This window comes from Methanomassiliicoccales archaeon (assembly GCA_014361295.1).
GTDB lineage: Archaea > Thermoplasmatota > Thermoplasmata > Methanomassiliicoccales > JACIVX01 > JACIVX01.
Genome location: JACIVX010000001.1, coordinates 1,155,137 through 1,167,318, shown reverse-complemented (window position 1 = coordinate 1,167,318; position 12,182 = coordinate 1,155,137). Strand labels below are relative to the sequence as shown.

General features: G+C 48.4%; 10 protein-coding genes and 1 tRNA gene. 8 read left to right on the top strand and 3 right to left on the bottom strand.

Going from position 1 to position 12,182, the window contains the following annotated elements; all coding sequences use genetic code 11:
• Positions 1-257 precede the first annotated feature (257 nt).
• Positions 258-524 (bottom strand): elongation factor 1-beta, encoded by a 267-nt coding sequence (locus H5T41_05795; GenBank protein MBC7108281.1) that lies wholly within the window; start codon positions 522-524, stop codon positions 258-260.
• A 9-nt stretch (positions 525-533) separates the two neighbouring features.
• On the bottom strand, positions 534-701 hold the full coding sequence (locus H5T41_05790) for a DUF1610 domain-containing protein (protein ID MBC7108280.1): 168 nt from the start codon (positions 699-701) through the stop codon (positions 534-536).
• 316 nt (positions 702-1,017) lie between these two features.
• Between H5T41_05790 and H5T41_05785 the strand changes: the two genes are divergently transcribed.
• The 7 genes from H5T41_05785 to H5T41_05755 all read left to right on the top strand — a co-directional run bounded on the left by H5T41_05785 (position 1,018) and on the right by H5T41_05755 (position 10,079).
• A tRNA-Lys gene (locus H5T41_05785) sits at positions 1,018-1,151 on the top strand.
• Between the two features lie 119 nt (positions 1,152-1,270).
• A complete protein-coding gene (locus H5T41_05780; protein ID MBC7108279.1) occupies positions 1,271-1,537 on the top strand; it encodes a DNA-directed RNA polymerase subunit H in 267 nt (88 codons plus the stop codon).
• 4 nt (positions 1,538-1,541) lie between these two features.
• Complete coding sequence (locus tag H5T41_05775) at positions 1,542-5,135, top strand: DNA-directed RNA polymerase subunit B (protein ID MBC7108278.1); 3,594 nt, start codon at positions 1,542-1,544, stop codon at positions 5,133-5,135.
• Positions 5,135-7,906, top strand: a complete 2,772-nt coding sequence (locus H5T41_05770) for a DNA-directed RNA polymerase subunit A' (GenBank protein ID MBC7108277.1) — start codon at positions 5,135-5,137, stop codon at positions 7,904-7,906. Before H5T41_05775 ends, H5T41_05770 begins: the two co-directional genes overlap by 1 nt.
• Positions 7,907-8,170: 264 nt before the next feature.
• A complete protein-coding gene (rpoA2, locus tag H5T41_05765; GenBank protein ID MBC7108276.1) occupies positions 8,171-9,373 on the top strand; it encodes a DNA-directed RNA polymerase subunit A'' in 1,203 nt (400 codons plus the stop codon).
• The gene (locus H5T41_05760; protein ID MBC7108275.1) at positions 9,370-9,648 is read left to right on the top strand and encodes a 50S ribosomal protein L30e; all 279 of its coding nucleotides are present in this window, start codon (positions 9,370-9,372) and stop codon (positions 9,646-9,648) included. Before rpoA2 ends, H5T41_05760 begins: the two co-directional genes overlap by 4 nt.
• A gap of 5 nt (positions 9,649-9,653) precedes the next feature.
• Positions 9,654-10,079: a NusA-like transcription termination signal-binding factor gene (locus tag H5T41_05755; protein ID MBC7108274.1), complete on the top strand. Its 426-nt coding sequence runs from the start codon at positions 9,654-9,656 to the stop codon at positions 10,077-10,079.
• On the opposite strand, the gene H5T41_05750 is transcribed toward H5T41_05755, so the two are convergent.
• Positions 10,066-11,145: a radical SAM protein gene (locus H5T41_05750; protein MBC7108273.1), complete on the bottom strand. Its 1,080-nt coding sequence runs from the start codon at positions 11,143-11,145 to the stop codon at positions 10,066-10,068. The genes H5T41_05755 and H5T41_05750 overlap by 14 nt on opposite strands.
• Before the next feature lie 273 nt (positions 11,146-11,418).
• Here H5T41_05750 and pyrF point away from each other — a divergent pair, with 273 nt between their 5' ends.
• Positions 11,419-12,105: an orotidine-5'-phosphate decarboxylase gene (gene pyrF, locus H5T41_05745; protein ID MBC7108272.1), complete on the top strand. Its 687-nt coding sequence runs from the start codon at positions 11,419-11,421 to the stop codon at positions 12,103-12,105.
• Positions 12,106-12,182 lie beyond the last annotated feature (77 nt).

The window sequence follows — 12,182 nt, the reverse complement described above, 5'->3', positions numbered from 1 at the left end:
AGTGTTTTATCATTGAATAATAATTGCAGTTTCCATTTGTAGAACAAGTAGAGTCGTATGAGTTGACCGTTGCAAATTGCAAAATTGCCCATAGCCGTAAATTATTATATAGTAATATATTGAGCTTTGATGTACGGCGTTAGCCATTTAATAACAAATGATAGAAACAAGAACACAGTTTTTGACTTCTTGTGAGAGGCTCTATTAAAATATCATTAGATAGGAGTGAAAAAAAGGATCTTCTCTTTAAGTCTTGATCAGATCAGCGTGAGAGAAACAGCTTCAACGCTTTGAATACCTTTGATTTCATGAAGCGCGGTCTCAAGTTTATCGACTATGCCTTCAGCATCATTCATCACGAATGTAGCTGTGAGCATCTTGAGACCAAAAGCCACAGGTTTCACTTCAATCTTCGCCACTTCCACTCCGCCAGGAATGACCTTGGTAATTGTGTGTGCAATCTCTTCCATTGGGATATTTATGTCATCGGGCATCAAATTGTAGACTGCAGCAACTTTACCCATAATGATCACCTATGGCCCCGTAAAGCCGCACTTGGGGCATGTGTAAGGCACACTCTGATCCCTGCATTTAGCGCAGCGCCCGATTTCTGTCCCACCACACATTGGGCATTTAAAATAAGTGATTCCCTTTCCGACAAGCCTGATTCCACATGAACTGCAGATCTTCTCTTGCTTCATGGTCTCAGCCGGTGCGAGATGAAGCTTCTCCTATTTATAAATCCTTCTCCACCCTGTTTTTTACAAAATCATCTGTAGCGAGGATCAGTGTTGAAGAAAACGGTCTCTCGATCTTATAGAGATTGGAAGTGTGTTTTGCGAGTAGATACCTTTGAAAAACTCAGTGCTGATCAGTCGCTATCTACTCGTATGTTATTTTCCATGATGGTACCATTAATCTCAAGTTGAGTAGCGAGATTCAAAAATCCCTTTTAGACAAAGTTTAAATAATGATAGTTGTTTGGGGACTCTCTACATGCCTATGTGTGCTTGCCAAGGGCCCGTAGCTCAGCTAGGTTGGATTCTTAAACTTTAAGCATCCCTAGAAAGAGCATCTGGCTTTTAACCAGATGGCCCGGGGTTCGAAAAGGCCTCGGATCCCCAAGGCCTTCGAAAATCCCCGCGGGCCCGCCTGGAAGGGGAGAAGATGTCAACGGTGATGAAGCCTGGTAAAAAGTCGTTGCGTCGATGCATTTTTATAATGATAGCATTTAATGGAAAAATAGGTCCGGGACCAGCGGCGAGGTGAAATTGTGTCTGATGTTATCGAATTTAATGTTTTAGAGCATGAGCTAGTACCTGAGCACCATTTGCTCACGGAAGAAGAGGCTGAGAAGGTCTTGAAAGAGTTGAGGATTACACGAGATCAACTTCCAAAAATCAGAAAGAGCGATGCATGCGTCAAGGTTCTTGAAAAGATTTATGGCCCAATCGAGGAGGGCAGAATTATCAAAATCGTGAGGAAGAGTCCAACTGCAGAAATTTTTGTGGCATACAGGATGGTTATAAGAGGGTGAGATTTTGCGGGAACTTGTAGAACTTTATTTTAAAGAGCGGAGTATCGTCAACCACCATATCGCAAGTTTTAACGATTTTCTCTCGACAATCGACAACCCAAACAGCCGAATGCAGAAAATCGTCGACAACTTGAGGGTCTCAGTCGAGGATATCGATAGGGGTGTGATTAGACTCGATCCAGACAAGACCGATGGAAGGATCATTGAAATCAGAGTCGGAAGAAAGAGAGATGAGAAGACGGGTATGATTGACCCTCATGCTCGCCCAACCGTGCACGTGAAATTGCCGATTGTTAGGGAGGCAAATGGTGCCTCCCATATACTGACACCCATGGAGGCGAGACTGAGGAATTTAAATTACATCGCGCCAGTGTACGTTGACTTTACTGTCATTGAAGATGGAATTGAAAGGGAACCAGAGCATGTTCATATCGGTGATCTCCCGATCATGGTCAAATCGAAGAAATGCACGCTTTATAAGGAAAATATGGAAGAGGAAAGGGAGCTCACTGAGGAGGAGTATATCAAGAAACTGATCGAGGCGGGCGAAGATCCAATGGATCCTGGAGGATACTTTATCATCGGAGGAACCGAGAGAGTTCTGATTTCTCTCGAGGATCTCGCGCCAAACCGGGTCATGGTCGAATTCAACGAGCGGTACGGCACGAAGATCGAGGTTGCCAAGGTTTTCTCGCAGAGGGAGGGCTATCGGGCTCTAACCCTCGTTGAGAAGAAAAAAGACGGAATGCTCATGGTCACCGTACCCGCTGCCTCTGGCCAGATACCACTTGTCGTTTTGATGAAAGCGCTTGGCATGGAAAGCGATGAAGAGATTTACGAGGCAATTGTGAGTGTCCCAGAAATGGCGAACATAGTCTACGCTAATATCGAGGAATGCCAAGACAAGAAACTGTATCCGCCGAATGGTATCTTCACAACCGAAGATGCGATCCTTTACCTCGAAAGGAAGTTCGCGACGGGGCAGGCGAAGGAATACCGTGTGAAGAAGGTGGAGTCAATCCTCGACCGTTCTCTCCTCCCTCACCTCGGTGACACACCAGAAGATCGACTCAAAAAGGCGATTTTCCTCGGACGGATCGCGAGAAGCGTGCTTGAATTATCCCTTGGCTTGAGAAAGGAGGATGATAAGGATCATTACGCAAACAAGCGTCTCAAACTTTCTGGCGATCTGATGGAGGATCTTTTCAGGGTTGCCTTTACCAACCTGATGAAGGATTTAAAGTACCAACTCGAAAGAAGCTACGCGAGAAAGAAGGATCTGAGAATCTCGAGCGCCATCAGACCCGATCTGCTAACAAATCGCCTTATCCACGCCCTTGCGACAGGCAATTGGGTTGGTGGTAGAGCAGGCGTAAGCCAACTCCTTGACCGAACATCAAATATGAGCACGCTCAGTCATCTGAGGAGAGTGACCTCCTCTCTCACAAGGAGCCAGCCTCATTTCGAGGCGAGAGATCTGCATCCGACGCAATGGGGCAGACTCTGCCCGAATGAAACGCCGGAAGGTCAGAATTGCGGGCTTGTTAAGAATGCGGCGCTGATCATCGATGTCTCGGAAGGATTTCCCGAAGAGAATGTTCTCTGGATACTGAGGGATCTCGGGGTTAAAGAGGTTAAAGGTCAGAAGAAGACGGGTACTCGGGTATACGTGAACGGCGATCTTGTCGGGGTTCACGATCGCGCGAGGGAACTCGTCGCGGAGATCCGATATAGACGAAGGTCAGGGATCATTTCTCACGAAATTAACATCAGATATGATGAGGAAATGGACGAAGTCATCATCAACTGCGATGAAGGCAGGTTGAGAAGGCCCCTCCTTGTCGTTAAAAACGGGAGAACCGTTCTAACGAGGAAGCATCTTGATGAGATTGCAGAAGGCAGGCTCCGATGGTCAGACCTCCTAAGAGAAGGGGTTATTGAATGGTTGGATGCTGAGGAAGAAGAAGACACCTACATCGCTGTCGAGGCCTATAAAGTGCCAGAGCGATGCAGCAGCTGCGGCAGGGCGTTATCACCGATCGATGTCATTTGGTTAAATCCTGGTGCAGAGGAAAATTATGCGCTTCTCCGCTGTCGTCACTGCAACGGCGAGATGAAAACACCTCTAACGCTGACGAGAGAACACACGCACATGGAGATCGACCCAATTCTCATTCTTGGGGTGTGCGCTGGGCTTGTCCCTTACGCCGAGCACAACTCTTCGCCGAGAATCACAATGGGAGCGGGGATGGCGAAGCAATCCCTCGGTCTCAGCACAACGAACTATCGTAAGAGACCGGACACGAGAGGGCACCTTCTGCACTATCCGCAGAAACCGATTGTGCAGACGAAGACAATGGATTTCGTTTCGTTCAACGAGAGACCTGCGGGTCAGAACTTTGTTGTCGCAGTTCTGTCTTATCACGGATACAATATGGAAGATGCATTGATTCTCAACAAGGCAAGCATTGAAAGAGGGCTCGGTCGCTCGACTTTCATGAGAACCTACAGGGCCGAGGAACGCAGATATCCTGGTGGGCAGGAAGATCACTTTGAAATTCCGGGTCCAGATGTGAGGGGGGCGAGGGCTGATCTTGCCTACAGCAATCTCGGCGAAGACGGGCTGATCAGTCCGGAGACTCCGGTTAACGGCGGCGATGTGCTGATTGGTAAGACATCGCCACCGCGATTCCTTGAAGAGGAAACGGACTTTCTTACGCCTCAGAAACGGCGGGAGACATCGATCACCGTCAGACCCGGTGAGAGTGGATGGGTTGACAGCGTCATGCTGACAGAATCGGAAAATGGAAGTCGTCTTGTCAAGGTCAAGGTCAGGGATGAGAGGATCCCAGAACTCGGCGATAAGTTCGCATCTCGTCATGGTCAAAAAGGTGTTGTCGGGCTCATCGTGCCGCAGGAGGACATGCCATTCACATCGGATGGCGTCGTCCCCGATCTGATCATCAATCCACATGCGATTCCATCAAGAATGACCGTTGCCCACGTCCTCGAGATGATCGGTGGCAAAGTCGGCGCAATGGAGTGCCGGATGATCGATGGCACGCCTTTCAGTGGGGAGAAAGAGCAATCGTTGCGTGAAGCGCTCGTGAGATGTGGATTCAAGCACACCGGAAAGGAAGTCATGTACGACGGTATGTCTGGTCGGAAGATCGGTGCGGACATTTTCATCGGCGTGATCTATTATCAGAAACTGCACCACATGGTCTCCGGGAAGCTCCATGTTCGCAGTCGCGGGCCAGTTCAAATTTTGACACGACAGCCAACGGAGGGTCGCTCAAGACAGGGCGGTCTCAGATTTGGTGAAATGGAAAGGGACTGTCTGATAGGTCATGGCGCCGCCATGGTGATCAAGGATCGATTGCTTGATGAATCCGACGGTACGTTCCAGTATGTTTGTGGGAATCCGAATTGTGGACACATCGCAATCATGGATAGACGCGGTGTGCTGAGATGTCCTGTATGCGGTAATAACACAAATATCAGTCTTGTCCAGACATCATATGCTTTCAAATTGCTGCTCGATGAGCTTCTTTCGTTGGGCGTTGTAATGCGACTTCAACTGGAGGACTTAAGATGATGCGAGGCGTCTCCAAGAGAATAGGGGCAATCAAGTTTGCCGTGTTGTCGCCGGATGAGATCCGGCGGATGTCAGCTACGAAAATCATCACGGCCGACACCTACGACGATGACGGATTTCCCATTGAAATGGGCTTGATGGATCCCCATCTGGGCGTCATCGAGCCAGGTCTGCGCTGTAAGACCTGCGGGCATAAGGCCGACGAGTGCCCAGGACACTTCGGTCACATCGACCTTGCGATGCCAGTGATTCATGTTGGTTTTGTCAAGGAAATCAAGAAGCTGTTGCAATCGACCTGCAGGTCATGTGGGCGCCTTCTTTTGACGGAGGATCAAGCTAGGGAATACAAGGAGGCGATGGAGTCGCTCGAAACGCTAGGTGGCGATGCGATTGAGGTTCGCATGGTCTCAAAGGAGACAGCCAAAGATGCGGCCTCACGACCTGTTTGTCCGCACTGTGGCGCCGAGCAACTGAAAATTACACTTGACAAGCCAACGACTTTTAGGGAAAACGGACATAAGCTCACGCCGAAAGAAGTTCGGGAACGTCTCGAAAGGATCCCAGATGAAGATTTAATACCGTTGGGCATCGATCCCAAAGCATGCAGACCTGAATGGATGGTTCTCACTGCCCTCCCTGTTCCCCCTGTTACCGTGAGGCCGTCAATCACGCTTGAATCCGGTGACCGCTCAGAGGACGATTTGACGCACAAGCTCGTTGATGTATTGAGAATCAATCAGCGTCTGAGAGAAAACAGGGATGCCGGGGCACCACAACTCATCGTCGAGGACCTCTGGGAGCTTTTGCAGTATCATGTGACGACTTATTTCGATAATCAAACTTCAGGAATTCCACCAGCAAGGCACCGTTCAGGAAGGCCGTTGAAGACCCTCGTTCAGCGACTTAAGGGGAAGGAGGGGAGGTTCAGGTCGAACCTCTCAGGAAAGAGGGTCAATTTTTCCGCACGTACCGTCATTTCACCAGATCCTTCTCTCTCGATCAATGAAGTTGGCGTTCCCGTCGAAGCTGCAAGGGAACTGACTGTCCCCGTTTATGTGACAAAGTACAACATCGAAACCTTAAGGGAAATGGTCAAGCGAGGACCGAATCCACCAGGTCCGAAATATTTGCCCGGTGTTAACTACGTGATTCGGCCCGATGGCAGGAGAATTAGGGTCACGGAGAAAAATGCGGAGAGTGTCGCCGAAACTCTCGATATCGGATTTGTTGTGGAAAGGCATCTCGTTGATGGCGATATCGTCCTATTCAACAGACAGCCTTCGCTTCACAGAATGTCGATGATGGCGCACACGGTCAAGGTCATGCCATGGAAGACATTCCGGCTCAATCTCTGTGTCTGTCCGCCGTACAACGCGGATTTCGACGGGGATGAGATGAACCTCCACGTTTTGCAGAGTGATGAAGCGAGAGCAGAAGCCCTCATCCTCATGAAAGTTCAGGAACACATTCTCTCGCCGAGATTTGGAGGCCCCATTATTGGCGCAATCCACGATCACATCACTGGTAGCTTCCTGCTCACCCATAAGGATTCGAAGTTCACACTGAGCGAAACACTCTTCATCCTTTCAAAAGTTGATCATAAACCTTTGCCAGAACCTATTATTGAAAACGGCATGAAGTACTGGACGGGAAAGCAACTGTTTTCACTGATACTGCCAGATGATCTCAGGATGACGTTTAGGGCATCGATCTGCAGGAAATGTCCCGAATGTCTCAAAGAGAAATGCGATCTCGATGCCTATGTGAAAATCAGAAATGGAACGCTCTTGTGCGGTACAATCGATGAGAAAGCGATCGGCGCTTTCAAGGGTAAAATCATCGACAAGATCGCCAGGGATTACGGTTCAGATATCGCACGTACGTTTATCGACAATCTGACGCGACTTGCGATCGGCGCAATCATGGTGCGTGGATTCACGACGGGAATTGATGATGAGGATATCCCTGAGGAAGCGAAGAGACAGATCGAGGAAGTGCTTCAGGACGCGGCGAAGAAGGTCGATGAACTCGTCGCCGCGTATCGTGAGGGTATTCTCGAACAGCTTCCAGGACGGTCTCTCGAAGAAACTCTTGAAGTTGAAGTCATGAAGGTCCTAGGAAGGGCGAGGGACGAGGCAGGGCAGATTGCGTCAAGGCATCTCGGTCTCGAGAACTCCGCTGTGATCATGGCACGATCTGGAGCACGAGGTTCGATGCTCAACCTGAGCCAGATGGCTGGTTGTATCGGTCAGCAGGCGGTCAGAGGAGAAAGGCTTTCGAGAGGATACTGGAATAGGACGTTGCCGCACTTCAAGAAAGGTGATCTCGGTGCGAGAGCAAAGGGATTCGTTGTTAATTCCTATAAGAGCGGTCTGACGCCAACCGAATTCTTTTTCCACAGCATGGGCGGTCGTGAAGGTCTCGTCGACACGGCTGTTCGTACATCAAGATCGGGTTATATGCAGCGTCGTCTCATCAACGCGCTTGAGGATCTAAAGTTAAAACAGGATGGCACCGTGAGGAATACCGCGGACATGATCATCCAGTTCAAATATGGTGAGGACGGCATCGATCCTTCAAGAAGCGTGCAAGGCAGCCCAGTCGATGTCGATGATCTGCTGATCGAGGTGCTTGGAGATGAAGCTGAGCTGCTGGCAAAGATCGAGGAGAAGAAGGTCGGCGGATATGCAACGATCGAGAAGGATCTAATGGAAGTCGAGGAAGAAGAAGAGTATGAGGAGCCGGAGTTTGAGGCCGGAGGTGAGGAGTAAGTGGCGCTGAAAGACACGGTCAACGCACTCAAACGGAGAGGGCTCAGCGAGGACGCGATTTCAAAGCTCGTATCGAAGTTCAAGTCGATCAACGAAATTGCATCAGCAAGCGCGAAGGAAATTACATCGCTCGGCTTCACTGAGGACGAGGCAGCGGACATTCTCGCCAAGGTTGGGGGCAAGCCTGTTCGGAAGCTAGCGAAAAAGATTCCCGAGAAGGTGGAGAAAAAGGAGGAAAAGCCCCAAGAGGTCAAGGAAAGCAGAATGGAAGTCTACATACCTATTAAGTCGAAGCCTCTGACGGAACTCCAATCGAAGATGCTCAAACTTGCGGAAGAAATGGATATCGACGTTCCATTGCGTGTTATCATCGATATCTCTGAGCGGCTAGAGGGAATCGACGTGCCCGATGCGACACTGAGGAAAATTCTTCAAAGAGCTCATGAAAAATATGAGCAGCATCTGATGGATCCGCATGAATCTGCGGGAATCGTTGCCGCGCAGAGCATTGGGGAGCCAGGTACGCAGATGACGATGCGTACTTTTCACTATGCAGGTGTCGCCGAGATTAACGTCACCCTGGGTCTACCGAGACTCATCGAAATCGTCGACGCGAGGAGAATTCCAAGCACACCGATGATGGAGATTCACGTCGATCCGAAAATCAGGAACGACGTCGAGCGCGTTAGGAAAATCGCAACGGAAATCGAAGCGACCGTTCTTCTCGACATTGCTGACATCGAGACGGACATCATCAACATGAAAGTAATCGTCCATCCTGATGAGAGGAAAATGGTGCAGAAGGAGATCACTCTCGATGATGTCTATGCGCAGCTCTCGAAACTCCGTGCGCTCAAGGGTCTTGTGGAGATTGTCGATGGTAAGATTGTGATCACATCCGATGAACCTTCTTTCAAGAAATTACAGAACATCGTCGATACGGTTAAGGAGTGCAAGATAAAAGGAATCGATAACATCAAACGCGCGATCCTACGAAAGAGCGGAGATGAATATGTGATTTATACTGAAGGATCAAACTTGCAGGAAGTGCTTAAGATTGAAGGCGTCGATCGAACCAGGACGACAACGAACTGCATTCAGGAGATATATGAAGTGCTAGGAATAGAGGCAGCAAGGAACGCGATTATCAACGAAGCCTCGCGCACATTAGAAGAACAAGGTCTGACCGTCGATATCAGGCATATCATGCTCGTGGCGGACCTGATGACTCACGACGGTGATGTGAAGGCGATTGGCAGACATGGTATCTCCGGCAGGAAGTCTAGCGTTCTTGCAAGAGCAGCCTTTGAGATTACCGCGACGCATTTGCTACACGCCGCTATTACGGGAGAAGTTGACCATTTAGACGGTGTAGCAGAAAATATTATAGTTGGGCAACCAGTTACTCTTGGCACAGGAGCTGTCAATCTTGTTTATGTGCCGGTGCGCAGGGAGGCGAATAAATGATTGATTTGGGAAGAGCGTTGAAAACTGCAGCATCGACCGGAAAGGTGGTGTTTGGGACGCAGAGAACTGAAAAGGCGGTCAAGAAAGGAGAAGCGAAGCTGGTCATCATCGCGAAGAACTGCCCGAGCGAGTTCCTCACATCTGGAAATCATGGCGTCAAGGTCTATCGCTTTGATGGCACGAACATCGAGCTGGGTGCGCTCTGCGGGAAACCCTTTTCAGTCGCGGCACTCGCCGTTATTGACAAAGGGGCTTCAAACATTCTTTCGTTGTGATTGTCATGCCAGAGATCACTTTCACTGAGGAGACCCTCCGATACATCTCACTTTTCGAGAGTATCACAAAAACGAGAGTCAGGGATTGTCTAGAAACAGAGGACAAGCTTGTTTTTGTCGTCAATCCAGGGCAGGCAAATAAGGCAGTCGGAAAGGGTGGCGAGAATGTTATCAGAATGAAGAATGCGACTGGTAAAAACATTCAGGTGATTGAGTATTCTGATGAGCCCGAGGAATTTATCAGGAACGTTTTTTACAATTATAATGTACAGAGCGTCAAAATTGAAAACCGTGGAAACATCATCCATGCGACGGTGACGGTCGATCCAAAGGTTAAGGGAAGGGCGATCGGGAAGAACGGGAAGAATCTAAAAATCGCTAGGGATATAGTCAACAGACATCACAACATACAGAGCATCAGCGTAGCTTAGATTCAGATGGCAGTTTCTCCCTTTCAACCTCGAGCCTGTCCGCCGTCGGATATTCTTCAATGATATAGCAATCGTAAGGCAGTGAAGTCGAGATCTCTTCAAGAATCCACGGAGCGATCTCGATTCTTCTCTTCTCCCTATCAACAAAAATAAGATCATCTGGTACTTCGAAGACCTCAAGGAGTAGCTCTCTGATTTTTTTCAGATCCTTGCCCTCAACGATCCCCTTCAGCAATGTCCCATCTCCCGTTATAATATCGCTAGGCCGTGCGATGTTTTTCGCTCTTCGCATGATTCTATTTCTCAATTGAACGCGGTCCTTGAAGCTCGATGAACAATAATGGCGCGGAATCGAAAGATCAAGTCTGAGTATCTCGAGCGCGAGTTCTTCGCTTCCGGCAACTGCACTTGAAATATCGTCTTTGACTTCGAATCCCTTCATTTTGAGTCTCTTCCAATTTGTTTCAGAGAATTCGAGCTCATTGATATTTATGAAATCCATACCGATACTGTCCGCGTAAGTCACGAGCGAAATGATTTCATCCTTTTTGTTAGGTAACGCTGGAATCTCGAGTCCAATCTTCATTTTCCTCGATTCGATAGCCTCCTCAATTCCTGTCTTCGCCATTTTATTCCAGAGCGATAAATGCGGATGGATGCGTAATTCGTCGAGACCTGCGGTCTCGAGTGCATCGAATGCCCTTGGGTCAATTGTGGAGGTGTAAAGATGAATATGATGTTCACCACCGAATTCTTCTTTCAGCATCGTGATAAATTCGAGCGTCCGTTCGAGGACGAGTAATGGATCTCCGCCAGTGACGCCTGTGCCGCGGGCATCGATCAGTTTTGCTTCTTCGATGACATCCTCCTTTTTTCTCACCTTCAGCTCATTTGCATAGATGACGTCGCGTCCTTTCTTTTTCAATGATAAAGGGCAGTAATAGCATGAGGTGTTGCATTTCCCAGTGATCAGTAAAACCAGCTTTGCGCCTTCCTTGCAAATTCTGCAACCTTCTGGCAACGCGCCTATGTACTTTGAACCAGCTCCCATTGATCTTAACTTCATCAGAAAGACGCAGACAGTCTGAGTTTTAAATCTTTCTCTCATTGACAAGAGCTCTCATTGTCATAGTTCGCAGATATTTTTGAAATTCAGAAGTTATCGATAATTCTGCCAAACTGAATATAGATTCTTTCCAATTCTAGAGGTGATATATTTGATATCAAAGGTAAAAGGATCTGAAAGGAATTAAATCGATGGGAATGTATGAGTACCTCCTGAGAAAATCCTGCGTGTTCTCAATTGAGCAGCTCGAAAAACGATCTGCGGGTGAAGATGATGAAGAAAAACACAAGACTGATATTCGCTCTTGATGAAATCGACAAGGAAAGAGCGCTGAAAATCGCTGAGGAACTCAGTGACATTGTTGATGCAATCAAGATCAATTGGCCTCTCGTTCTTCATTCTTCTCCTTCAATCATCACTGAGATTTCTGGATTATGTGATGTTATCTGCGATTTCAAGGTCGCTGATATTCCGAATACCGTGAGATTGATTGTTGAGAAAGCGGTTGATCTCGGTGCCTCAGGAATCATTGTACATGGATTCGTAGGTCACGACTCTGTTTGCGAGGCAGTTCAGTCCGCAGGGGAATCTGCTGACATTTTTGTTGTCACTGAGATGAGTCATCCTGGCGGAAAGGAATTTACCGCGCCTGTTGCTGAGCGGCTCGCAGCTCTCGCGGTCGAATGTGGCGCTTCTGGTGTGATAGCACCTGCGACGAGATTAGATCGTCTTAAGGCGATAAGGAGGATTGTGGGTGATCTTCTCATCCTTGCACCCGGTGTTGGCGTACAGGGCGGGAGTGCAGGAGATGCGATTTCAATGGGTGCGGATTATGTCATTGTCGGTCGTTCAATTTACAAGAGTTCGCATCCGAGGGACGCCGCAAAGGCAATCTGCGAGGAAATCGCGAGTCGTCTACAAAACGATCGATCGCGTGTGTCTGAGAAGGTATCCAGATAATGATGTATTCAAGTATGGCTGTGGACAATTATTTATATTGGGTGTGTTATCGACTTCGCACGATTTTGTCGGGGAGA